The sequence below is a fragment of the Paenibacillus faecalis genome, assembly GCF_900289175.1.
Classification (GTDB): domain Bacteria; phylum Bacillota; class Bacilli; order Paenibacillales; family Paenibacillaceae; genus Paenibacillus_AQ; species Paenibacillus_AQ faecalis.
In genome coordinates this window covers 1774531-1797975 of sequence record NZ_LT985747.1, presented here as the reverse complement: position 1 = coordinate 1797975, position 23445 = coordinate 1774531, and the positions used below count along the sequence as shown (strand labels likewise).

Genomic DNA, 23445 nt, shown 5'->3' with positions numbered 1-23445 from the left:
GCGGCTGTTACTCTAGTCAAAATATTTGATTCATGATAAAATAAAAAGTCGTTTATTACAGACTATATTGTAAAAGCAGATAGATGGACCATAGATAATAAATGGCGAGTTTTTGTTCATGATAAATTTTAGGAATATATTTGTAGAGGGGTGAATTCTCTTGCTGGAACGACTACAATCCCTTGCGGACCGTTATGATAAGCTAAGCGAGCTGCTCTGTGATCCCGATGTGGTGAACGATGCTAAAAAGCTAAGGGATTATTCCAAGGAACAATCCGATTTGCAGCCTGCTTACGAGGCCTATGTTGAATATAAAAATGTAATAGAAGAGCTTGACGCCGCCAAGACGATGCTGGGCGAGAAGCTGGACGATGAGATGCGTGAAATGGTGAAGATGGAAATCGAAGAGCTTACCGCACGTCAGCAGACACTTGAAGAGAGCATTCGCGTTTTGCTTCTGCCGAAGGACCCGAATGACGACAAAAACGTGATTGTGGAAATTCGCGGAGCGGCAGGCGGAGACGAGGCGGCGCTTTTTGCTTCCGATTTGTACCGGATGTATACCCGCTTTGCCGATTCCCAAGGCTGGAAGGTTGAACTGCTTGAAGCGAACTTGAGCGATCTAGGCGGATTCAAAGAAGTTATCTTCATGATTAACGGCCGCGGCGCATACAGTAAAATGAAATTTGAAAGCGGGGCACACCGGGTTCAGCGTATTCCGACAACGGAATCCGGGGGACGTATCCATACTTCCACCTCCACCGTTGCTGTGATGCCGGAAGCTGAAGAAGTCGATATCGAGATTCTTGACAAGGATATTCGTGTAGATACGTTCTGCTCCAGCGGTGCAGGCGGACAATCTGTAAATACGACAAAGTCTGCCGTACGTGTCACGCATATTCCGACAGGTATCGTTGCAACATGTCAGGACGGAAAGTCGCAAAACTCCAACAAAGAGAAGGCGCTGCAGGTGCTGCGTGCCCGTATCTATGACGCCATGCGTCAGGAGGAAGAGGCGAAATATTCCGGCGAGCGCAAGAGCAAGGTCGGCACGGGCGACCGCAGTGAGCGGATTCGGACTTACAATTTTCCGCAGAGCCGCGTGACAGATCACCGGATCGGCCTGACGGTGCATAAGCTGGATCAGGTCATGAATGGCGAAATTGAGGAAATCGTTTCGGCGCTGACCCTTGCAGAACAAGCGGAAATGATGGAAAAAGGAGAATAACGCTTTGGAGCGAAAATGGTTTAGATCGACACCGGAGCGCAGCATAAGAGAAGCCCTTGTAGAGGCTTCTTCTTTTTTAAGCAGCTGCGGTGTACTGGAGCCTCAGCACAATGCCCAGCTGCTGCTGGAGTCCGTGCTTGGTTTAACCGGGACGGCTTATTACATGGCGTTGCCCGAGCCTTTCCCGGAGGATCGGCGCGAGGCATGGGATGAGGCTATTACCCGGAAAGCAGAAGGGATGCCTGCCCAATATATTATTGGCGAGCAGGAGTTTTACGGCTACTCTTTTGAAGTGTCGCCTGCCGTGCTCATTCCGAGACCGGAAACAGAGCTGTTGGTGGAGGCGGTGCTGGAGTATGGACACATGCTTTCTCGCCAATTGAACAACGGATTAACAGCGGTAGACATCGGTACCGGAAGCGGCGCCATTGCCGTTAGTCTGGCTTTGAAAACATCTGGTTGGCGCGTGCTCGCGAGCGATATTTCGCCGGAGGCGCTTCAGGTGGCAAAGCGGAATGCACAGCGTCTAGGCGCCAATGTGGAGTTTCGCCAAGGGAATTTGCTGGAGCCATTTGCAGGTCTTGCGCCCGACATTCTCGTATCCAATCCGCCATATATTCCGGCGGGGGATATTGAAGGGCTTCAACCGGAGGTTCGGGATCACGAGCCGCGCACAGCACTTGATGGCGGCATGGATGGTTTGAATCCGTATCGAATCATGATTGACCAGCTTCCTTTACTGGCAGCACCGCCGCGGATCATCGCCTTTGAACTGGGTATGGGGCAGGCGGAAGCAGTGGCGGAGCTGCTGGGTGCGACAGGTCATTGGAACCGCATCGTCAAGGTGCCGGACCTGGCCGGAATAGATAGGCATGTATTGGGAATTTCGCTGTAATTGTCATTCGGTCCTTTTTTTCTTACAATAGGAAGTATGAATTTCAAACTGCCTTCGGGGCACAGGGGAGCGTGAAGCTCCGGTACAGGGGGACCAAGGATGCTTCAAAAGTTAAAAAAAGTTGATTTCGTTATTGTGGCCGCTCTGGTCATGCTGATGATCATCAGCATTACGTCGATATACAGTGTTACGATCGGAGACCCGAAGCTTGATGGCTTCCATATTAAAATGATTCTGTATTATATCGTTGGTTTCATTGCTTTTTTTGCCACGAGCCTATTGGATTACCGACTGCTGATCAAGTATGCAACTTATATTTATGTTGGCGGCTTGGGACTGCTCGCTTTTGTTATGTTTTTTGGAGCAACCAAAAACGGTTCCAAGGGCTGGATTTCGCTTGGTGAACTCAGTGTACAGCCGGCAGAGGTATTCAAGATTATTCTGATTATTTTTCTAACTTACGTTTTAGTCCGTAAGAATAAGCGGCAGCTCTCCTTTACCCGGGATGTCATTCCGGTAGGCTTGCTGGCCTTTATTCCGTTCGTATTTGTCATGGCCATCAATGACTTGGGGAATGCGCTCAGTTATGTCGTCATCCTGCTCGGGCTGCTCTGGATCGGAAATGTGAAATTTTCTCATGCTTTGATCGGGCTTGTACTTGGGGCGAGTGTCGTAGTTGGCGGAGCCATGGCCTATATTCATTTTTACGATGATATTAAAGAAGTCCTGGGCGATGGTCCACGTGCACACTGGATGGGACGGATTGATCCTTGGCTCATGCCTGAAAAGTCGGACCCGGCCGGGGCGGGCTGGCATACCTACAATGCCAAGATGGCGATCGCATCCGGCGGTATGAGCGGAGAAGGCTTTATGGAAGGGACGTCGGTTCAGTCCCAACGGGTGCCTTACACGTATTCCGATTCCATCTTCGTGCAGATTGCAGAAGAATATGGTTTTATTGGCTCATCTGTGCTGCTGCTTTTATATTTTATTTTGATTCACCGGATGATTCTGATCGCGCTGGAGTGCCGGGAACGCGCAGGTCCATTTTTGATCGTTGGTATCGTATCGATGTTTCTGTACCAGATCTTTGAGAATATCGGCATGTTTATCGGTCTGATGCCACTGACGGGGATTACACTGCCGTTTATCAGCTACGGAGGAACGTCACTTGTCATCAATATGGCTAGTATGGGTGTGGCGATGAGCGTGAAGCTGCACGGGAAAGAGATCGATGAAGACCTGCCGGAGCCGAAGACGCAGCGGACCACGGCGAAGCAAAGCCTGGTATGATGCATCACCGATAGCGCGTTTAAACTGCAATAAATAATCTGCTTCCCTCAAGATCAAGAGCAGAAACATGTAAGCCCTTCGGGGCTTTTTTTTCATGAATCTATCTTTCTCATAAAAAATGCTAGATTGCACGTTTATATCTTTTTTGGCCGGACATACTGATAGACATCACAGGTTATCAGAAAGTAGAGGCGAATCGGCATATGAGAAAGCATAGCGAAACACTTCGTACTATTGTCAAACCATTTATCATGCTCTTATCCATATTATTTATGGTTGTTATGTCATGGGAAGGTCAGAAGATTGATGCAGCTGTGGCGGGGGGGCCCATTCCGGAAGAGTCGATCCGACTTCGTATTTTGGCGAACTCCGATAATCCGTCCGATCAGCTCGTGAAGCGCGAAATTCGTGATGTGGTCGTGGAACAAATGCAGCGGTGGGTTATGGAATTGGACAATCCGCAAAGCCTGGAGCAAGCCAGAGAACTAACCCGGCGTCAATTGCCTGAAATCGAGCGTTTGGTGGGGGAAGAACTGTCCAAGCGAGGCATTACTTATGACTATGAGGTGAGCCTCGGAAACGTACCGTTTCCGACCAAGCTTTACGGCGGAACCGTATATCCGGCTGGGGAGTACGAGGCTGTTCGGATTACGCTCGGTGAAGGGACAGGGCAAAATTGGTGGTGTGTACTGTTCCCGCCGCTTTGCTTCATTGATGCAGGCAGCGGAGATGCGGCTGCCCAGCCGGTAAAAGCAGAGGGACAACAGGCGTCTGAGCCGCGTGAAAATGCAGCTTCAAGCGAGCCAGAGGTACGGTTCTTCCTATTGGATTTATTCAGTGATCTGTGGGAATGGATTGTCGGGTTGTTTAGATGACTGGATTGACAGCTCATTTTGAGAGTCTCTTCGATTGTTACAGCAAGTCTATAAGCAGCGATGAAATACTGGCTGTGTCGGTTTTGGGTGATAACTCTTCATCGTCATCGGCCGTGAAATATGATACAATTTCAAGCGGAAGCGTGATTTCTTTCAGGCGCAGGGGGCTGTGATTTCGGCTGCCGGAGCTGGAGGATACAAGCGCTTTTTCTTTTGGACACACAGAATGGTATTTTCATTTTTCGTCTGGTATTTAAGTATGCTGCCAAGACGGGTGATCTATTATATAGAAAGCTTGTGATAACAATGAAACATAGAGAGAACGATAATCCGGAACAGGCTTACCGCGCCGATGACAAAGCTACGAAGTTATGGCAGGTGTATGGTTGCCATCATACTAGCGGAAGTGCTACCGCTGCCGGATTGGAGTCAGGTGAGGGCAATCAACAGCATGTGATTAAGCAGGCGACGCCGGGGTCCATGGATGCCTTGGCTCTGAAGGAGGCCGGCGCGGTGCTTTCAGCTGGCGGCACGGTCGCCTTTCCGACAGAGACGGTGTATGGACTTGGCGCGGATGCTCGCAATACAGCGGCGGTGGAGCAGATTTTTGCGGCAAAAGGTCGCCCCTCCGATAATCCCCTGATCGTGCACATTTCGGATATGTCTCAACTAGACGGGCTTGTTGTGGGTGTGAATGATACAGAGCGGCGGCTGATGGAAGCCTTTTGGCCGGGACCGTTAACGCTGGTTATGCCGGTGAAACCCGGGGCGGTATCTCCGCGCGTCACAGCCGGCCTGGATACGGTGGCGATTCGCATGCCGGANGCCGGGGGCGCTGACAGCCCGGCGCCTCGCTCGCCGGGCATGAAGTACACGCATTACGCGCCCAAGGGTGCGCTCAGCGTGGTTCAAGGGCGGACGGCACAAGCCGTGTCCGCCACAATCCAGGCCGAGCTCGATGCCGCGAAAGCGCGCGGGGAAACGACCGGTGTGCTGTCATTCGACGAGCACATCGACCGGTACCGCGCGGATGTCGCCATCTCGCTCGGCAGTCTGGCCGCGCCGGAGGAAGCGGCCCATCGGCTGTACGCCGGGCTGCGCCAATTCGATGAAGCAGGCGCGACCTTTATCCTGGCCGAATCGTTGCCAGAGAAAGGTCTGGGCGCCGCAGTGATGAACCGGCTGCTCAAGGCGGCGGGCCATCATATTCTAAATGTGACAGATGATGAGCCGGCGAGCAGATAAGTACGTTCGTGTGTAACTCCAACGTTGTTAGCATCATTCACACCTTGTCCGCATATGGTTTACAAGACCATAGGACTTGGGGGAAACCGGCATGATAGAAACGTCTGTTCAGTCGGGGCAGCTTGCCACTATTTTGATGATAGCCGTAGCGCTGGGCCTTGATGCATTTTCACTAGGTATCGGAGTGGGACTCAAGGGCATTCGTCTCAGACATGTGCTGGGCATGAGCCTCTTGATCGCTCTTTTTCATACGTTGATGCCGCTTGTGGGCCTCGTAGCAGGCCGTTATGTCGGTTTTTTGCTCGGACAAGTTACGAATTTCGCCGCTGGCGGGCTGCTGGCTCTGCTCGGTGGACATATGATCTGGAACTCTTTTTGCAAAGAGGAAGGCGTTTCTGTCAATCATACGACGCTGCCTGGAATGCTGCTGTTTTCGCTCGGTGTCAGTATCGACTCTTTTTCAGTAGGGGTTTCACTGGGGATGTTTGTGAACGATATGGTGCTGATTGTAACATCGTTTGGTGTAGTTGGCGGCCTGATGTCGATTCTCGGGCTGATGCTCGGCCGGAAGGTGAGCGGGAGTCTCGGTGAATATGGAGAAATGTTAGGCGGCGTTATTTTGTTCGTATTTGGTTTGATGTTTATATTTTGATACAATGACGGCAGTGAAAAATATAAGGATACACTAAACTGGAGAGGTGGAGACCATGAAAAATATTTTGTTCGTCTGCACCGGCAACACCTGCCGCAGTCCCATGGCAGAAGGGATGCTGCGCAAGCTCGCCCAGGCAAGAGGGATTCCGCTTGAGGTTCAGTCCGCTGGCGTTGCGGTTGCCGAGGGGATGCCGATCTCATGTCATGCCGAAGCGGTGCTTCGCGATCAGCAGATCCATGACGAAATGTCGTCCAAGCCGCTGAGTGCGGAGCTTGTCGCTTGGGCAGATCTGATTTTGACACTAACGTCATCACATAAACAATTTACGATCAACCAGTTTCCTGAAGCGGCGGATAAGGTGTATACGCTGAAAGAATACGTTGAGGATGATGAACAGGTTCTCAAAGATTTGCAGGAAATGGATCGTTTGTATGCAGCTTACGAGATGGCGAAATCTTTAGGGAAAGACCCGGATGATCGGGATGAAGAGCGGTTAATCGAGCTGCAGCTGCGAATTCCAAGTTTTGATATTTCCGACCCGTTCGGCGGTTCGCTGGAAGAATATGAGGCGACAGCCGCAGAGATCCGTTCAGCGCTGTTTCGATTGCTTGACAAGCTGGAAAATAACCATTGATTTTCCTCTTCGTATGCTTTAACATGAAGGGGAAAAATGTAAGACCGGTGTAACTGGCGACAATGTGGACGAAACCACGATGGAGCACCGGGATATACGGCCGGTCGCCTGGGCAAAGAGCATTTCGTGCACATTACACGTGCGGGAGACTGCTCTTTTTTCGTCTTTTGTAAGGCATTTAGGGTATAATGAAACGAGTCATTATATTGAGCATTTGGCAACAGTGCTGAACCAAAAGATGAAACTAAACGAGGGGGCTTTCATATGAAAATCGTTTTGGGCACAGATCATGCCGGCATTCGTTTGAAACAAGAAATTACAGAAGTTATCGAAAAGCTTGGGCATGAGGTAGAGGACCTCGGCTGCAACTGTTTCGATTCGGTCGATTATCCGGACTTTGCGCTTCCGGTATGTGAGAAGGTTGTATCGGGAGAAGCGGAACGCGGGATTCTGATCTGCGGAACGGGAATCGGTATGAGCATTGCGGCGAATAAAGTGCCGGGCATTCGCTGTGCGCTGACACATGATGTTTTTTCGGCAAAAGCGACCCGCGAGCACAATGACAGCAATGTGTTGGCGCTGGGCGAGCGAGTAGTAGGGCCGGGCCTGGCTGCGGAAATCGTTACCGCTTGGTTGGGTACGGATTTCAGCCATGGCGAACGGCATGTTGGCAGAGTGAACAAAATCAAGGCCATTGAAGAGCGCTATCTGAAAAGCTAGGCAGCATGACTTGGATTACGGCAGAAATGATGGATCAAATCTTCGGAGGGCTGAACAGATGACAGATTACTCGGTTGATCATGATTTGAAGAAACAGACTGTAACGATTATGCGGGAGCTGGCTCAGGCAGCCGGACTTGACGCAGGCAAGGTGCTTGTTGTCGGGGCCAGCACAAGTGAAATCATCGGGGAGCGGATCGGCACGGCCGGTGCGCTGGAGACGGCGCAGCAGGTTCTGCATGCCATCGCAGAGGTGCAGGCTGAATTCGGGTTTGATGTAGCCTACCAGTGCTGTGAGCATCTGAATCGTGCGCTTGTTGTAGAACGGAAACTGCTGGATCGGTTGGGGCTTACAGAAGTGGCCGCAGTCCCGGTTTCCAACGCGGGCGGCTCGATGGCAACTGCCGCTTACCGCAGTTTTCAAGATCCTTGTCTGGCTGAGAGCATCTCCGCCCATGCGGGCATCGATATCGGAGAGACGATGATTGGCATGCATCTGCGTCGCGTTGCGGTACCGTTTCGGCCAAGTATCCGGTATATCGGGAAGGCGCGTGTGACCGCTGCATTTACGAGACCGAAGCTCATTGGCGGGGAGCGGGCCGTCTACCGGCTTGAACAGGCCGATGATTCGAATGCATGTCAATAGCGCCGCTTTGATTCATGTGTTTAATTCATAAACATATAAATTATTTTTTATTAGGGAGGATTCGATTATGATGGAACATTTGCGCAAGAGTGATCCGGCAGTGCTGGAGGCCATGAATCTGGAATTGAAGCGTCAGCGCAGCAACATTGAACTTATCGCTTCAGAGAACATTGTAAGTGAGGCGGTTATGGAAGCGATGGGCTCCGTGCTCACGAATAAATATGCTGAAGGCTATCCGGGCAAACGCTATTATGGCGGCTGCGAACATGTTGATATTGTAGAGGATCTGGCACGCGACCGGGCGAAGCAGCTGTTCGGTGCAGATCATGCTAACGTCCAGCCTCACTCCGGCGCGCAGGCGAACATGGCTGTTTACCTCGCAGCACTCAATCCGGGTGATACGGTCCTCGGTATGAATCTGGCACACGGAGGACACCTGACGCATGGAAGTCCTGTCAATGCTTCTGGCCTTTTGTATAATTTTGTAGCGTATGGTGTGCAGGAAGATACCTCTCTAATTGATTATGATGAAGTGCGCAAAGCGGCTTTCAAGCATCGTCCGCGTATGATTGTTGCCGGCGCAAGTGCATATCCGCGTATTATCGATTTTGAAGCGCTGGCTTCTATTGCCAATGACGTAGGTGCCTTGTTCATGGTGGATATGGCTCATATTGCAGGTCTGGTTGCGGCAGGACTTCATCCGAACCCTGTGCCTCATGCGCATTTCGTGACGACAACAACACATAAAACGCTTCGCGGACCACGCGGCGGTCTGATTCTGTGCAAGCAGGCGTGGGCTGCTGCGATCGATAAAGCCGTATTCCCGGGTACTCAAGGCGGACCTCTTATGCATATCATTGCATCCAAGGCCGTTGCTTTGGGTGAAGCATTGGACCCGTCCTTTAAGGAGCACGCCACAAAAGTGGTGAAGAATGCCAAAGTGCTTGCCGACGCACTGATTGCTGAAGGGCTGAACATTGTGTCCGGTGGTACGGATAACCATCTGATGCTGGTCGATACCCGGAATTTGAACATTTCCGGTAGAGATGCTGAGAAGGTGCTCGATTCGATCGGTATTACCGTGAACAAAAACGCAATTCCGTTTGACCCGGCGAGCCCGTTTGTAACCAGCGGCATCCGGCTTGGTACCCCGGCGGTAACATCCCGCGGTATGGACGAGGAAGCGATGGTGAAGATCGGTAAAATCATTGCTATGGTCCTCCATCAACCGAAGGATGAAGATACGCTTGCGAAAGCAGGGCGCATGGTAGCTGAATTAACGGATCAATATCCGCTGTATCCGGAAATGGAATATTAATTTTCGATTGTTCAGAAAAGTCCGGCATAGCCGAGTTGATCTTTTCCGGCCCCGCTTTCAAGGCGGGGCCTTTACCGTTTTTGCAAAAAGAAAAGGTCATGTTTTTTCAACAAAATGGAGACGATAAAGTGATGGCAGGATTTGCTTGTGCTGCCTTACTTTTTTTATCGGAAGAAACGTGACGGGCACAGGTGTAAAATCATCTCCGGGAATGATATAATAGACAAGATTTATGGAGCTGACCTAATTCCATATTGACAAGCAGAAGCGAATTCGTCGTCCTTTCTAGAAGAACGGCGGTCTTTCTGTGAAAAATATAAGAAAGTATAAACCGGATTTTGTACTTTCCTATATTTGAACATACTGTAATCAACCGGAGGGACAAGACATGGGAAAATTGGTGATTTGTGATCACCCCTTAATTCAACACAAACTGACATTTATCCGAGATATGAGGACGAACACGAAGGATTTTAGAGAATTGGTTAATGAAGTAGCCACGCTGATGGCTTATGAGATAACCCGCAACATTCCTCTGGAATCCATTGCTGTGCAAACTCCGGTAGCAGAGACCGAAGGAAAGGTAATTTCCGGCCGCATGCTGGGCTTGATACCGATTTTGCGTGCTGGTCTTGGTATGGTGGACGGTATCGTTAAGCTGCTGCCTGCTGCTAAGGTAGGTCATGTGGGCCTGTTTCGTGATCCTGAGACGCTGAAGCCGGTAGAGTATTACACGAAGCTTCCGACAGACGTAACCGAGCGGGAGCTGATCGTTATCGATCCGATGCTTGCGACAGGAGGTTCTGCTATTGCGGCGATCGACGTTTTGAAGAAACGCGGCTGTACGCAGATCAAAATGATGAACCTCGTAGCCGCACCTGAAGGTGTTAAGGCTGTTCATGAGGTGCATCCTGACGTGGATATCTATGTGGCTTCTCTGGATGAAGGTCTGGATGACCATGGATATATCATTCCTGGGCTTGGAGATGCGGGAGACCGTTTGTATGGAACCAAGTAGCAACTTGCACGTATAGTATGGGATGTAATTAAAAAGGGGGAAGCGAACATGTCTAAAGTGAAAGTGATGACGATATTCGGCGTTCGTCCTGAAGCGATCAAAATGGCGCCGCTCATTTTGGAATTGCAGCGACACCCCGAGCATATTGAGTCGGTGGTCTGCGTTACGGCGCAGCACCGTCAAATGCTCGATCAGGTGCTGGACGTGTTTAAGATCGTCCCGGACTACGATCTTGATGTTATGAAAGACAGGCAGACGTTGAATGAAATAACGATCCGTGTGCTGGAAGGCCTTGAGCCCGTACTGCGGGAAGCCAAGCCGGATATCGTATTAGTGCACGGGGATACGCTGACGACGTTTCTCGCCAGCTATGCCGCGTTCTTGCAGCAAATCCAAGTAGGGCATGTGGAAGCGGGGCTTCGTACATGGAACAAGCTTTCACCGTATCCGGAAGAGATGAATCGGCAGCTGACCGGCGTTCTTTCAGATATTCATTTTGCCCCAACCGAATGGTCTGCGGGCAATTTGCGTAAGGAGAACAAGAACGAGTCAACTATTTACGTCACAGGCAACACGGTAACGGATGTGTTTCAATATACTGTACAGCCCGATTACACACATCCCGTTCTGGACTGGGCATCAGGCAAGCGTCTGGTTCTTATGACGGCACATCGTCGTGAGTCCCAGGGTGAGCCGCATCGCAATATATTCCGTGCAATTAAACGCATTGCGGATGAGTTCGAGGATATCGCGATTGTTTATCCGGTACATCCAAGCCCAGCGGTCAAGGAACCTGCGCATGAAATATTGGGCAATCATCCCCGAATCAAGCTGATCGATCCATTGGATGTGGTGGATTTTCATAACATCTATGCCCATACGCACTTAATCGTAACGGATTCTGGCGGCATGCAGGAGGAAGCACCTTCGTTCGGTGTGCCTGTACTGGTGCTCCGTGACACGACTGAGCGTCCGGAAGGTATAGATGCAGGTACGCTGGAACTGGTGGGGACGAATGAAGAGGATGTTTACCAGCGGACAAAGGCTCTGCTTACCGATAAGGAGCTGTATGACTCCATGAGCCAAGCGGCCAATCCTTACGGAGATGGACAGGCTTCCAAACGTATTGTCAATGCGATATTGCACCATTTCGGCAAGGTGAGTGAGCGGCCTGGAGATTTTTCACAAAATGTTCACAAATTAAAAAAATAAGTTACTTCTGCCGATAATGCTCATAGCATACAGTTGAACTGTACGGTTTGGGCGGTTTTTGTCATGGTCCGGATGCCTGAAACGCTTGATTTTACACGCTAAAATGCGGTTGTCCGTTGATTGACAAAGTCTGGCTGTATTCAGTAAAATGAGTTGGGATTAGAGGTTTATATGAAAAATCCAAATAGTCAAGATAACCCTTGGTTGATTGCACTTTATATCAGTGGTGCCGGAGGAATGCTGGCCGTTTACATCCTGATCGGTTTTTTTGGAGGGAAGTGGCTGGCCGAAACGCTGGACGGGCCTAAGTATTGGATCGCGATTGGAACCGTTACGGGGCTCTTTTTGGGGATTTTGAATATTGCTCTTCTCATTAAAAAGTTTTTGGGGGCGCAAAGTGAATGAATTGACGACATCCATTGTGAACGCTGTAACGAGAGTGACACTGATCTTATTGTCCGCCTTATTTATGGGATGGGCTTTATTCGAAGGCTATCGCCCCATTTTTATAGGACTTATTTTGGGGTTAATCGGAGGCTTGGTCAATGTCCGCTACCTCTCTTTAAAAGTGCGGCAACTGACTCACCTGGTTCTTCATCAGGAGGGCAGACGATTCAGCTTTGGATTTGTTACTAGACTTTGCATCGCTTTTCTGTGTGTGATGTTTGCGGTGAAGTTCGAGCAGGTATCGCTCGGTGCAACCATTTCCGGACTGTTTATCCCCCAACTGTTGACCATTCCAGTCAGCATTACTATTATCTTGCGAAACAAGAATTGATCAAGGCTAATTGGAAAGGGGTGAAAACAATTACATGCATGACTCACCGATTATTAAGTTTGGCGGATTTGATCTGGATCTGTCGGCATTGATCATGCTGCTGGTAAGCGGAGCTATTGTATTTATTTTGGCGCGTTTATCGGTTAGAAATCTTTCTGTAGAGAATCCTTCCAAGTTGCAGAACTTCATGGAATGGGTTGTCGAATTTGTACAGAATTTGATTTCAAGCACGATGGATCTGAAAAAAGGAAAAGCGTACATATCGCTTGGTCTGACATTGATATTGTTCATCTTTGTATCGAATATACTAGGGTTGCCGTTTGCGATCATCACCGATTTGCCGGCTAACTTCGAGGTGTTTGGTAAAACGATTGAAGCAACCATCGGATTGGACCCAGGCCAGTACGCACACGTATTATGGTGGAAGTCGCCTACAGCGGATATATCAGTTACTGCGGGGCTGGCGGCTATCGTTTTCATACTCATGAACTACTTGGGTCTGAAAAAGAATCGCAAGCATTATCTCAAGCATTATCTTGAGCCGTTTCCAATTTTCTTGCCGCTGAACATCATCGAGAACCTGGCGAAACCAGTCGCGCTGGCAATCCGTTTGTTTGCGAACATTTTTGCCGGCGAAGTATTGATCTCGGTTATTCTGAAGATGAAGTTTTTCGGGATTCCGTTTCTGGCAGCATGGCAAGGCTTTAGTATATTCATTGGCGGATTGCAAGCCTTTATCTTCACCATCTTGACGATGGTTTATATTGCACAGACGACCATTCACGAGGAAGAAGCACATTAATAAACTCCAAGAAATTCAGGCGCGTTATAGCGTAGGATTTCAACAGAGCTCTATTATATATAAAATTTTGAACCAATTTTAAGGAGGAAGTTTACAAATGGAATTTATGGCAGCAGCTATTGCAGTAGGTTTGGGCGCCCTTGGCGCAGGTCTTGGTAACGGTATGATCGTAAAAAGTACAGTAGAGTCGATCGCTCGTCAACCAGAAGCTACGAACAAGCTTCAAACAACAATGTTTATCGGTGTTGGTATCGTAGAGGTTGTTCCACTTGCAGCAACAGTTATCGCTTTCTTGATTATGTTCTCTTAATAAATAGTCTCGGTTTGGCGGGGAGGGCGATGCCATCCGCGCCTTCGTTTTGTTATGAACGTAACACAGCAGTAAGTGGAAAGGAGTGACTTCAATGGTTATTTTATGGGAAAATATCGTAATTGCAATGCTGGCATTTGCTCTTCTTTATTTCTTGCTGGACAGATATGCGTTTAACAAGCTGTATGCTGTTATGGAAAAACGTCGTGAATTAGTGAAGAGCCAGATGGATGAAGCGGCTCAGACGAGAGAGCAAGCCATCACTTATGTAGAACAGCAGAAGCAAGCGCTTGAGCAAGCCCGTCAAGATGCTCATGAAATCATCGAGCGTTCCAAGCAGACAGGTGCTAAGCAAGCTGAGCAGATTATTGAGCTCGCGAGTGAAGAAGCAAGCCGCATCAAAACGGAGGCTGTACGCGACATCGAGAATGAGAAGAACAAAGCCGTTTCAGCGCTTCGTGAGGAACTGGGCAGCGTATCTGTCAAGATCGCTTCCAAGCTGATTGAACGTGAAGTGCAGAATGATAACGTACAGGAAGAATTGGTGGATCAATACCTTAAAGAGGTAGGAGGCAGACAATGAGCCAGGATACGGTAGCAGCCAAGCGATACGCGCGGGCGCTGTTCGAAGTGGCGGCTCAACAACAGAAGGGGCCTGAAGTGGAGCAGGAATTGAGAGTGATTGTATCGGCGATTGAGAAAGACGCTGACATTCAGAAGTTCATCTCTACACCGAACATTCCCCGCTCCCTGAAGATGGATGCCTTGAACAAGGCGCTTGAGGGAAAAGTTTCGAAGCCTGTTTTGAACACGATAGAGCTTCTTCTGGAAAAAGGACGCACAGATCTGTTCTCTGAACTGCTGAACAGTTATGTAAAAATTCAGGCAGCAAGCCTTGGAATGGTAGATGCGACGGTATACTCCACATATCCGTTAAATGATCAGGAGAAGGAGAAAGTAGCTGCAGAATTCGGACAGATGGAACAGCGGAAAATTCGCGTGACCAATGTTGTGGACGAGAGTTTGCTTGGCGGCCTGAAGGTCGTGATCGGTGACAAGCTGTATGATGGCAGCTTGGCTGGTAAGCTGGAACGTCTTGAAAAGTCTTTTAACAGACAAGCATAGTAGATAGGGGTGAAAACGTTGAGTATCAGACCTGAAGAAATTAGTACTTTGATTAAGAGTCAGATTGAAGAATATAAATCCGACATCGCTGTCTCTGAGGTAGGCACAGTTATTCAAGTAAGTGACGGTATTGCTCGCGTATATGGCCTGGAGAACGCTATGTCCGGGGAGTTGCTCGAATTCCCGAATGGTGTCATGGGTTTGGCGCTCAACCTGGAAGAGAGCAACGTAGGTGTTGTTATCTTGGGTCCATATACAGACATTAAAGAAGGCGACCAGGTAAAACGTACAGGTCGCATCATGGAGGTTCCGGTTGGCGAAGCAATGCTTGGCCGCGTTGTGAACCCGCTGGGGCAGCCTATTGACGGTAAAGGGCCGATTCAAGCTTCCGAATACCGTCCGGTAGAGAATAATGCACCTGGCGTTATTGAACGTAAATCGGTACATGAACCGATGCAAACGGGTATTAAAGCGATCGATGCGATGGTTCCGATCGGCCGCGGACAGCGTGAGCTGATTATCGGTGACCGTCAGACAGGTAAAACAACGATTGCAATTGACACGATTTTGAACCAAAAAGGTAACGGCGTGAAATGTATTTATGTTGCGATCGGTCAGAAGCAATCTACGGTTGCTCAGGTTGTTGAAACATTGCGTCGTCATGGTGCATTGGAATATACCATTATCGTGACCGCATCAGCTTCAGAGCCGGCTCCGCTGCAATATATCGCTCCATATGCTGGCTGTGCAATGGGCGAATATTTCATGTATAAAGGCGAACATGCTCTGATTATTTATGATGACTTGTCCAAGCAGGCAGCTGCATATCGTGAATTGTCCTTGCTGCTTCGTCGTCCTCCGGGTCGTGAAGCTTATCCAGGTGACGTATTCTATCTGCACTCTCGTTTGCTGGAGCGTGCTGCGAAGCTGAACGATGAGCTTGGTGGTGGTTCATTAACCGCTCTGCCATTCATTGAAACACAAGCTTCTGACGTATCTGCATATATTCCGACGAACGTTATTTCGATCACCGACGGACAGATCTTCCTGGAATCTGATTTGTTCTACTCGGGTCAACGTCCGGCGATTAACGTCGGTATTTCCGTATCCCGTGTCGGCGGATCTGCACAGATTAAAGCGATGAAAAAAGTTGCTGGCGGTATGAAGCTTGACCTGGCTCAATACCGAGAGCTTCAAGCGTTCTCTCAGTTCGGCTCCGATTTGGATAAATCCACATTGGCTCGTCTGAACCGCGGTTCCAAGCTGATGGAAATTTTGAAGCAGGGTGTAAACCAGCCGCTTGCCGTAGAACATCAGGTGGTAAGCTTGTATACGGCGGTGAAAGGTTATCTTGATGATATCGATGTTCAGGATGTGCGCCGCTTCGAGAAAGAATTCCTGGCGTTCATTTCCAGTAACAATCCGGAAATCCTGCAATCGATTCGCGATACCAAGGATTTGGTTGAGGATAACGAGAACCTGCTCAAAAAAGCAATTGAGCAATTTAAACAAGGCTTCGCAGCTTCCGTCTAAATTTCTCAGCTGAGCAGCAGGAGGAAAGGCCGGGCAAGGGAGCCCGGTATCCTCTTTCATATGGAATGGTCCTTGGCTCAGCCAAAGCTAGGTTATGTTTATAAAGTTAGCTTTGGCTTTGTCAAAGTTTAGTATACTTTTATGAAGTAACTTTGGCTGTCGCTAAAGTTAGGTTTTACGCTTACGAAGTTAGCTTTGGCTTCGCCAAAGCTTGGTCTATGCTTACGAAGTAACTTTGGCTCCGCCAAAGTTTTGAGGTGGTGAAAACATGGCAAGAGGATTACGTGACATCAAACGGCAGATCAAGAGTATCCAGAACACCAAGCAGATCACCAAGGCGATGGAGATGGTTGCCGCTGCCAAGCTGAGAAAAGCGCAGGAAAAGGCAACTTCTGCCCTTCCATATTCTGAAAAGCTGAAAGAAGTCGTAGGCAGCATTGCGGCTGGTACAGAAGGAATCAGCCATCCGATGCTGGAGAAGCGCCCGGTGAAGAAAACCGGTTATCTGGTCATTACTTCAGACCGTGGTCTTTGTGGTGCTTCGAATACGAACATTTTGCGAAAAGTATCGACTTTTATTGAAGAACGGCATCAGTCAAAAGAGGAGTATTCCATCTTCGTGATCGGACGTAAGGGCCGTGACTACTTCCGTCGTCGTGATCTCCCGGTTGTGGAAGAACTGACCGAATTGTCTGACAGTCCTACATACGCGGACATCAAGTCTATCGCGAATGCGGCAGTACGACAATATGAGCTTGGTCAGATTGACGAGCTCTTTATTTGCTACAACCGTTTCGTGAACGCGTTGACTCAGGACCCGGAAGTGGATCAGCTGCTTCCTATGGAGAACATTACGGAGGAAGCGACTGTATCAGGCCACGAATATGAGCCATCGCCAGAGGCTGTATTGGCCAACCTGCTTCCGAAGTATGCAGAAACGCTCATTTTCAGCGCGATGCTGAATGCTAAAGCAAGTGAGCTAGGTGCCAAAATGACAGCGATGGGAGCAGCTACGAATAACGCAACCAACCTGATTGCCGAGCTGACACTTACGTACAACCGTGCGCGGCAGGCTGCAATTACGCAGGAGATTTCCGAGATTGTTGCGGGTGCTGACGCTCAGTAATGCAGGCACTTAGAAGATACTGTTACGGCTATGCGGCATGAGGTGCCGCTTACGATAATCGTTCGCTGTATAGGCGGGCGGATAGGAGGGAAAACGAAAAGATGAACAAAGGACGCGTTGTCAGCATTACAGGTGCTGTAGTTGACATTGAATTTGAACGCGGCCAGCTTCCCGAGATCTTCAACGCCATTAAAATTGAAGGCACCGTGGAAGGCGGCCAATCTATTGATCTGACTTTGGAAGTATCCAACCATTTGGGTGATAATCTGGTTCGTTGTATCGCGATGTCCTCAACTGACGGACTCGTTCGCGGTGTGGAAGCTGTAGACTTGGGTGCTCCTATTACCGTTCCGGTTGGTGCCCCTACCCTTGGACGTGTGTTTAACGTACTTGGTGATCCAATCGATAATGCAGGTCCGGTCGAATCCGAGATTAACAATCCGATCCACCGCGAAGCTCCTGCATATGACGAGCTTTCGACACAAGCAGAAATGCTTGAAACTGGCATCAAGGTTATCGACCTGCTAGCCCCTTACCAAAAAGGCGGTAAGATCGGTCTTTTCGGCGGTGCGGGTGTAGGTAAAACCGTTGCGATCCAGGAACTGATTAATAACATCGCTCAGGAGCATGGCGGTATTTCCGTATTTGCGGGTGTCGGAGAGCGTACCCGTGAAGGAAATGACCTGTATCACGAAATGAGTGATTCGGGCGTTATCAGCAAAACAGCGATGGTGTTCGGACAGATGAACGAGCCTCCGGGTGCGCGTCTGCGCGTTGCTCTGACAGGTTTGACGATGGCTGAGTACTTCCGTGATCAGGAAGGAAAAGACGTACTTCTGTTTATCGACAACATTTTCCGTTTCACACAAGCAGGTTCAGAAGTGTCCGCGCTTCTTGGACGGATGCCTTCCGCGGTAGGTTACCAGCCAACGCTGGCAACGGAGATGGGACGTCTGCAAGAGCGGATCACTTCCACGAAGAAGGGATCTGTAACATCCATTCAAGCAATTTACGTACCGGCGGATGACTATACGGACCCAGCACCGGCTACAACATTTGCTCACTTGGATGCAACAACTAACCTGGAGCGTAAAATTTCCGAGATGGGTATCTATCCGGCGGTAGACCCGCTTGCTTCCAGCTCCCGGATTTTGACACCTGAAATTGTAGGGGAAGAGCACTACAATGTGGCTCAAGGCGTTAAGAAGATTTTGGCTCGTTATAACGAGCTTCAAGATATTATCGCTATTCTTGGTATGGATGAGCTTAGCGAGGAAGACAAAGCGATTGTCGCCCGTGCTCGTCGTGTACAACGATTCCTTTCCCAACCGTTCCACGTCGCGGAGCAGTTTAACGGGATGCCAGGTAAATATGTACCTGTTAAAGAAACGGTACGCAGCTTTAAAGAGATTTTGGAAGGGAAGCATGACCATCTTCCGGAGGCTGCTTTCTTGTTCGTCGGTACAATTGAAGAAGCCGTTGAAAAAGCAAAAACAATGTAAGCTAGCACTCCGTGAGCGGCGGACTGTCCGTATGACTTGCGAAGACGTCTGCTAAGCGAGTTTTCTCCCAGAAAACGTGAGGAGGGATGGAAGTGAGTACCTTTTTGTTAGAGATCGTAACACCGGATCGTCTTGTTTATTCTGAGCAGGTCAATGGTGTTACGGTGCGCGGAGTCGAAGGGGAACTGGGAATTCTACCAGGACACGTCCCGTTTGTAACTCCGCTTCAAATTGCACCTTTATATGTAAAGATCGGCAATGATAGAATTCCTTTTTCGGTGCAAGGGGGCTTTGTGGAAGTCCGCAAGGAAAAGGTTGTTGTTTTGGCAGAGAGTGCTGAAAGAGCTCAGGAAATCGATGTGGAGCGTGCTGAAGCCGCGAAGGAACGTGCTGAAACTCGCCTGAATGTGCGCGGACGACAAGATGAAATCGACCACAGACGCGCGGAATTAGCTCTGCAACGGGCTATGAACCGGATTAAGGTATCTCATCTTCGTCAGAAGATGTAATAGAATGATGAAAGGCAGTCTGCTGTATACAGAACTGTACCCTGTGGTTAGGAGCTTTTTCCTAGCATCTGGAGTGCGGAAACAGCAGGCTGTTTTTTTAATCACGATCCTCTAATAATAGTTTCTTTCGCGAAATGAAAAGCAGTGCCCGCCATAGACGGGCGAAGCTGTCTACGCTAGGGTATACATTCATAGGAAAAGGAGCCTTTTTAAGCATGGTTGAATGGGCTAACGCTACCCCCACCCGATCGATGCACTAGGGCAGGATGTATGCACATTTAACTGCAGATGCATTTAAACGAGGGATCTAGTGATATTTTTCTTTTAGATAGTTTAAGTGCAAAACTACATTTAAATCAGCAATATTTTCTATTTTGGGCAGTTTACCTGCAAAAATGCATCTGATTCCGCCCGATTCAACCTTTTTGGCGAAAAGTAAGAATTTTAGCTGTATTCTTACAGTTAATTGTTCTCAAAACGAAATACCCACATTTTTGAATGCACTTTTGCAGTTAAGCATGACAGGCGACTTCCTGTTGAATATACAATGCAAGTGCGGGTGACTTAAGGTCAGCAGTGGCGCCTTTCCGCCGATCACACTCTACAATTTTGAAGGCAAATGGAACTTTAACCGCAGTTGCTCATCCTCGAAGAGCTTCGATAGAAGTTTTTCTGAAAGTATAAGGTGGAACGAAATTTTAATCTTAGTCTCTTCTCGCGAAACGTAAGTAGTGACCATCAAAAACGGCAAAGCTGTCTACGCTCGGTTAGGCTGAAAGTCATAAGTTTCACATCCCTTCGACCTGGCTCTTATTTTCTCGAAAAGAATTTTTTTCTTCATTAATATATCGTGCACTCTTTTGGGTAATAAATAGACTATATCGGTGAGAGCAAACGTATGCATTGATTGAGGTAAAATCCAATAATACACAATTTATATCTATTTTATGGCGCTTTGTGATCAAACTTTTTTATTTCCAGCCAAATCCAAGAGAAAGTACTGGATTCTTAATGCTCTGACAAGTATTATATTAGAGTCGGTTCTTTTGAGGAGATATTCCAAGGTAATGGAGGAGGGAGCAATGAATCAAGGTATTTCGGACACAGTTACTGTAGGCGTAAGCGGATTGTTATCGATTGTCATTTCGCTTGTCTGTATAGCACTGGCGTGGTGGGCATTGCAAACTTTAAAGTTAGATTTGGTGATCCGTAATCCCAAAAGCCCGCAAGGAAAGCTGCTGCATGTGCTGCTTGCGGTGGTGCTCGGGCGTTTTGTAGCCGAATTTTTAATCGACTATGTAACGTGGAGCCAAATGATTCGATATATATTTTAGAATGGATGTTTGAGCTTTGTTTGACGGTTCGTATGAATGGTTAAAGTTCTGTTAGGTTGCTGACGAAAGTTGCCCGAATAAACATTTTTTATTATGTCAACACTGAGAACAAGCAATTGCTACCGGGCGAACCACACGACTTCCGAACTATAAAGTTCCCCCCGATTATGATTTTGTCACCAAGTAGGATATCCGGCATAGACTGCTTATGCAGGGCCAGACTGCTTGTAACAGGAAGTTCTTATAAGAATGACAGGAATAGTCCTGACAACAGAGGTAATTTATTCCTTAGCTTATAATTAGTCCTATCATCGCTTGAATGGTGAAATTTATCAGTGGTAATATGGAAGTTAGTAAATTGGCAATACTCTAATAAATGAGTTATATTATTATAAGTTATATTACAGGAAATTATGGACGCGGAGGGAAACCATGATGAGCAAATTTATCGTCCGCGGTGGCAAAAGACTGACCGGAAGCGTCAAAGTCAGCGGAGCAAAAAATTCAGTACTTCCGATCATCGCTGCCTCACTCTTAGGGGAAGAAGGAGAAAGTGTCATAATCGATGCCCCTCCTCTTGACGATGTAATTACAATCAATAAAGTGTTGGAGTCGCTTGGTGCAGGCGTTACATATGAAAACGAGGTTATACGTGTAAATGCAGAGCACATAACTACATGTGAAGCACCTTATGAATGGGTACGGAAGATGCGCGCTTCTTTTTTGGTCATGGGACCGCTTTTGGCTCGCTGTGGTCGAACCCGCATTTCACTTCCAGGCGGATGCGCGATCGGTACAAGGCCGATTGATCAGCATCTGAAAGGCTTTGAAGCGCTTGGGGCCGAGATCAGCCTCGGGCAAGGATACATTGAAGCGAAAAGTAATGGAAGACTGCGCGGCGCCAAGATTTATCTTGATATTGCCAGCGTAGGAGCAACTGAGAATATTATGATGGCTGCCACATTGGCAGAAGGTATCACGACGATTGAGAATGCGGCTAAAGAGCCGGAAATTGTCGATTTAGCTAATTATCTTAACGGAATGGGCGCCAAGATTCGCGGTGCAGGCACCGGTATTATTCGAATCGAGGGTGTAGAGAAGCTTCGCGGTGTGAAGCATCATGTCATTCCGGATCGGATTGAAGCAGGAACCTTTATGGTTGCAGCTGCAATCACCGGTGGGGATGTGTATGTGGAAGGCGCGATTGCAGATCATCTGGGACCCGTTATATCCAAAATGGAAGAGATGGGTGTTACGATTTTGCCGGATGAGAACGGAATTCGCGTCATTGCGGATAAGCCGTTAAAGGCTGTGGATGTTAAGACATTGCCTTATCCGGGATTCCCAACCGATATGCAATCACAGATGATGGCTCTCTTGCTCGTATCTGAAGGCACAAGCGTCATTACAGAAACGATATTCGAAAATCGGTTCATGCATGTGGATGAGTTCCAGCTGATGAATGCTGAAATCAAAGTGGAAGGTCGTTCGGCTATTGTAACCGGGGGTGCCCGTCTAACGGGGGCCAAGGTATGCTCAACCGATCTTCGGGCGGGTGCTGCCCTTATTTTGGCAGGACTTGTTGCGGAAGGAACGACAGAGGTAAGCGGTACTCATCATATTGATCGCGGATATGTTCATCTGGCCGAGAAGCTTTCCGGACTGGGTGCAGACATTTGGCGTATTTCACCGGAAGAGAAGGATTACGAAAAGGAAACCAAGTCGGCCAAGACCGAAGACAGCAAGCTGTTCAAAATACAGCCGACCTGGGTTTAACAGCTCCCGTGTAGCTTATACGGAAGTTTATATGATGGAACAATGAATGAAATGGATGAGGTCCTGCCGTAATGGCGGGGCCTTTTCTATTTTAAAATTTAAGAAAGTATAAGCTTTGGCACGATCCTCTAACTTAGATTCTTAAGTTGAAACGTAAGCTGTACCCATTAAAGGTGGCATTGGCGCTTAGGCCTGACATATCAGACATTTGTGGTGGGAGGGAGCTATATTTAATAAGCATGGTTGAATGGCATTAACGTTGTCCCCTTCCGATCAATGCACTGAAACGCGAAACATACTCTTTAACTGCAAAAGTACATTTAAACGAGCCAAGTCTTTTTTTGGAGTTTCCTGAAAAATGAAACTAAAGCAGCGCTATCTCTCTTTTGGTCAGTTTAGATGTAAAAAGGCATTTAAACGAGCTGTATTTCTTATTTGAGCGGTTTAAGTGCAAAAGTACATTTAAACGAGCCATATTTTCTCTTTTGGGAAGTTTAAATGCAAAAACTCCACGGCCCCCTAATTGAATTGGAGTCCACCCCAACAATATATTATTGTATTTCTAGGGGGGATGAACAGGATGAGACGGTCAAGCAAGTTGTACGAGGAAGTGCGTCTCGAGGTGGTGCGCGAAGCCATGTCCGGGATCAAAGTGGGGGTACTCGCCCGAAAGTACAACCTCCACCCGGAAACGATTCGTACCTGGATTCGAACGTATCGGGATCAAGTAGATATTCACGAACTGCCGCCAGCGGATCATCAGTTGCAAGAACTGAAGCGGCTTCAGGTCGTGGAAGAGAAGTACGAAAAAGCGGTGAAGATGCTTGGCGAAAAGGAACTTGAAATTGAAATTCTGCGTGAATTGCTAAAAAAGAAGAACCCTGCTTATCCGAAAAATTCGAAATAGCCGA

The 23445-nt window shown here is 48.3% G+C and carries 24 protein-coding genes, 1 pseudogene and 1 riboswitch; all 25 genes and pseudogenes read left to right on the top strand.

All coding sequences use genetic code 11. From position 1 onward, the window contains the following. Positions 1–160 precede the first annotated feature (160 nt). The 25 genes and pseudogenes from prfA to C8268_RS08590 all read left to right on the top strand — a co-directional run bounded on the left by prfA (position 161) and on the right by C8268_RS08590 (position 23441). Positions 161–1228 (top strand): peptide chain release factor 1, encoded by a 1068-nt coding sequence (gene prfA, locus C8268_RS08715; RefSeq protein ID WP_106767301.1) that lies wholly within the window; start codon positions 161–163, stop codon positions 1226–1228. 4 nt (positions 1229–1232) lie between these two features. Next, positions 1233–2123: a peptide chain release factor N(5)-glutamine methyltransferase gene (gene prmC, locus C8268_RS08710; protein WP_106767300.1), complete on the top strand. Its 891-nt coding sequence runs from the start codon at positions 1233–1235 to the stop codon at positions 2121–2123. A gap of 99 nt (positions 2124–2222) precedes the next feature. Next, complete coding sequence (locus C8268_RS08705) at positions 2223–3416, top strand: FtsW/RodA/SpoVE family cell cycle protein (RefSeq protein ID WP_106767299.1); 1194 nt, start codon at positions 2223–2225, stop codon at positions 3414–3416. Between the two features lie 203 nt (positions 3417–3619). Next, positions 3620–4291 (top strand): stage II sporulation protein R, encoded by a 672-nt coding sequence (gene spoIIR / locus C8268_RS08700; RefSeq protein ID WP_106767298.1) that lies wholly within the window; start codon positions 3620–3622, stop codon positions 4289–4291. A 480-nt stretch (positions 4292–4771) separates the two neighbouring features. Next, the gene (locus C8268_RS08690) at positions 4772–5536 is read left to right on the top strand and encodes an L-threonylcarbamoyladenylate synthase (protein WP_106769884.1); all 765 of its coding nucleotides are present in this window, start codon (positions 4772–4774) and stop codon (positions 5534–5536) included. 91 nt (positions 5537–5627) lie between these two features. Next, positions 5628–6188: a manganese efflux pump MntP gene (locus tag C8268_RS08685; RefSeq protein ID WP_106767296.1), complete on the top strand. Its 561-nt coding sequence runs from the start codon at positions 5628–5630 to the stop codon at positions 6186–6188. 55 nt (positions 6189–6243) lie between these two features. Beyond that, complete coding sequence (locus tag C8268_RS08680) at positions 6244–6825, top strand: low molecular weight protein arginine phosphatase (protein WP_106767295.1); 582 nt, start codon at positions 6244–6246, stop codon at positions 6823–6825. 39 nt (positions 6826–6864) lie between these two features. Next, positions 6865–6946, top strand: a riboswitch (ZMP/ZTP riboswitch). 143 nt (positions 6947–7089) lie between these two features. Further along, positions 7090–7545, top strand: coding sequence for a ribose 5-phosphate isomerase B (gene rpiB / locus C8268_RS08675; RefSeq protein ID WP_106767294.1), 456 nt, complete (start codon positions 7090–7092; stop codon positions 7543–7545). 58 nt (positions 7546–7603) lie between these two features. Beyond that, a complete protein-coding gene (locus C8268_RS08670) occupies positions 7604–8191 on the top strand; it encodes a TIGR01440 family protein (protein WP_106767293.1) in 588 nt (195 codons plus the stop codon). 67 nt (positions 8192–8258) lie between these two features. Beyond that, on the top strand, positions 8259–9509 hold the full coding sequence (locus tag C8268_RS08665) for a serine hydroxymethyltransferase (protein WP_106767292.1): 1251 nt from the start codon (positions 8259–8261) through the stop codon (positions 9507–9509). Between the two features lie 388 nt (positions 9510–9897). Then, positions 9898–10527 carry a uracil phosphoribosyltransferase gene (gene upp, locus C8268_RS08660; RefSeq protein ID WP_106767291.1) on the top strand — a complete coding sequence of 210 codons (630 nt, stop codon included), beginning with the start codon at positions 9898–9900 and terminating at the stop codon, positions 10525–10527. Positions 10528–10575: 48 nt separating this feature from the next. Beyond that, positions 10576–11731: pseudogene (gene wecB, locus C8268_RS08655) on the top strand (non-hydrolyzing UDP-N-acetylglucosamine 2-epimerase). A gap of 179 nt (positions 11732–11910) precedes the next feature. Continuing rightward, complete coding sequence (locus tag C8268_RS08650; RefSeq protein ID WP_106767289.1) at positions 11911–12144, top strand: AtpZ/AtpI family protein; 234 nt, start codon at positions 11911–11913, stop codon at positions 12142–12144. Then, a complete protein-coding gene (locus tag C8268_RS08645) occupies positions 12137–12517 on the top strand; it encodes an ATP synthase subunit I (protein ID WP_106767288.1) in 381 nt (126 codons plus the stop codon). The genes C8268_RS08650 and C8268_RS08645 overlap by 8 nt, the downstream gene beginning before the upstream one ends. Before the next feature lie 34 nt (positions 12518–12551). Further along, positions 12552–13319, top strand: coding sequence for a F0F1 ATP synthase subunit A (gene atpB / locus C8268_RS08640; RefSeq protein ID WP_106767287.1), 768 nt, complete (start codon positions 12552–12554; stop codon positions 13317–13319). A 97-nt stretch (positions 13320–13416) separates the two neighbouring features. Continuing rightward, positions 13417–13629, top strand: a complete 213-nt coding sequence (gene atpE, locus C8268_RS08635) for a F0F1 ATP synthase subunit C (RefSeq protein ID WP_106767286.1) — start codon at positions 13417–13419, stop codon at positions 13627–13629. Positions 13630–13723: 94 nt separating this feature from the next. Beyond that, on the top strand, positions 13724–14212 hold the full coding sequence (atpF, locus tag C8268_RS08630) for a F0F1 ATP synthase subunit B (RefSeq protein WP_106767285.1): 489 nt from the start codon (positions 13724–13726) through the stop codon (positions 14210–14212). After that, positions 14209–14754 carry a F0F1 ATP synthase subunit delta gene (locus tag C8268_RS08625; protein ID WP_106767284.1) on the top strand — a complete coding sequence of 182 codons (546 nt, stop codon included), beginning with the start codon at positions 14209–14211 and terminating at the stop codon, positions 14752–14754. Before atpF ends, C8268_RS08625 begins: the two co-directional genes overlap by 4 nt. Before the next feature lie 18 nt (positions 14755–14772). Continuing rightward, positions 14773–16287 carry a F0F1 ATP synthase subunit alpha gene (gene atpA / locus C8268_RS08620; protein ID WP_106767283.1) on the top strand — a complete coding sequence of 505 codons (1515 nt, stop codon included), beginning with the start codon at positions 14773–14775 and terminating at the stop codon, positions 16285–16287. Positions 16288–16555: 268 nt separating this feature from the next. Continuing rightward, complete coding sequence (gene atpG / locus C8268_RS08615; RefSeq protein ID WP_106767282.1) at positions 16556–17413, top strand: ATP synthase F1 subunit gamma; 858 nt, start codon at positions 16556–16558, stop codon at positions 17411–17413. A 101-nt stretch (positions 17414–17514) separates the two neighbouring features. Further along, positions 17515–18915, top strand: coding sequence for a F0F1 ATP synthase subunit beta (gene atpD / locus C8268_RS08610; RefSeq protein ID WP_106767281.1), 1401 nt, complete (start codon positions 17515–17517; stop codon positions 18913–18915). Positions 18916–19007: 92 nt separating this feature from the next. Then, a complete protein-coding gene (locus tag C8268_RS08605) occupies positions 19008–19424 on the top strand; it encodes a F0F1 ATP synthase subunit epsilon (protein ID WP_106767280.1) in 417 nt (138 codons plus the stop codon). Positions 19425–20506: 1082 nt separating this feature from the next. Continuing rightward, positions 20507–20758: a DUF1146 family protein gene (locus tag C8268_RS08600; protein WP_106769883.1), complete on the top strand. Its 252-nt coding sequence runs from the start codon at positions 20507–20509 to the stop codon at positions 20756–20758. A 435-nt stretch (positions 20759–21193) separates the two neighbouring features. Next, a complete protein-coding gene (gene murA / locus C8268_RS08595) occupies positions 21194–22534 on the top strand; it encodes a UDP-N-acetylglucosamine 1-carboxyvinyltransferase (protein WP_199794941.1) in 1341 nt (446 codons plus the stop codon). Positions 22535–23114: 580 nt separating this feature from the next. After that, positions 23115–23441, top strand: coding sequence for a helix-turn-helix domain-containing protein (locus C8268_RS08590; RefSeq protein ID WP_158702701.1), 327 nt, complete (start codon positions 23115–23117; stop codon positions 23439–23441). Positions 23442–23445: the final 4 nt, after the last annotated feature.

Bases quoted from the DNA above. Each gene is read 5' to 3' on its own strand.
- C8268_RS08705 (WP_106767299.1), top strand. From the start codon at position 2,223: ATGCTTCAAAAGTTAAAAAAAGTTGATTTCGTTATTGTGGCCGCTCTG.
- spoIIR (WP_106767298.1), top strand. From the start codon at position 3,620: ATGAGAAAGCATAGCGAAACACTTCGTACTATTGTCAAACCATTTATC.
- C8268_RS08685 (WP_106767296.1), top strand. From the start codon at position 5,628: ATGATAGAAACGTCTGTTCAGTCGGGGCAGCTTGCCACTATTTTGATG.
- C8268_RS08680 (WP_106767295.1), top strand. From the start codon at position 6,244: ATGAAAAATATTTTGTTCGTCTGCACCGGCAACACCTGCCGCAGTCCC.
- rpiB (WP_106767294.1), top strand. From the start codon at position 7,090: ATGAAAATCGTTTTGGGCACAGATCATGCCGGCATTCGTTTGAAACAA.
- C8268_RS08670 (WP_106767293.1), top strand. From the start codon at position 7,604: ATGACAGATTACTCGGTTGATCATGATTTGAAGAAACAGACTGTAACG.
- C8268_RS08665 (WP_106767292.1), top strand. From the start codon at position 8,259: ATGATGGAACATTTGCGCAAGAGTGATCCGGCAGTGCTGGAGGCCATG.
- upp (WP_106767291.1), top strand. From the start codon at position 9,898: ATGGGAAAATTGGTGATTTGTGATCACCCCTTAATTCAACACAAACTG.
- C8268_RS08650 (WP_106767289.1), top strand. From the start codon at position 11,911: ATGAAAAATCCAAATAGTCAAGATAACCCTTGGTTGATTGCACTTTAT.
- atpB (WP_106767287.1), top strand. From the start codon at position 12,552: ATGCATGACTCACCGATTATTAAGTTTGGCGGATTTGATCTGGATCTG.
- atpE (WP_106767286.1), top strand. From the start codon at position 13,417: ATGGAATTTATGGCAGCAGCTATTGCAGTAGGTTTGGGCGCCCTTGGC.
- atpF (WP_106767285.1), top strand. From the start codon at position 13,724: ATGGTTATTTTATGGGAAAATATCGTAATTGCAATGCTGGCATTTGCT.
- C8268_RS08625 (WP_106767284.1), top strand. From the start codon at position 14,209: ATGAGCCAGGATACGGTAGCAGCCAAGCGATACGCGCGGGCGCTGTTC.
- atpG (WP_106767282.1), top strand. From the start codon at position 16,556: ATGGCAAGAGGATTACGTGACATCAAACGGCAGATCAAGAGTATCCAG.
- atpD (WP_106767281.1), top strand. From the start codon at position 17,515: ATGAACAAAGGACGCGTTGTCAGCATTACAGGTGCTGTAGTTGACATT.
- C8268_RS08600 (WP_106769883.1), top strand. From the start codon at position 20,507: ATGAATCAAGGTATTTCGGACACAGTTACTGTAGGCGTAAGCGGATTG.
- murA (WP_199794941.1), top strand. From the start codon at position 21,194: ATGAGCAAATTTATCGTCCGCGGTGGCAAAAGACTGACCGGAAGCGTC.
- C8268_RS08590 (WP_158702701.1), top strand. From the start codon at position 23,115: ATGAGACGGTCAAGCAAGTTGTACGAGGAAGTGCGTCTCGAGGTGGTG.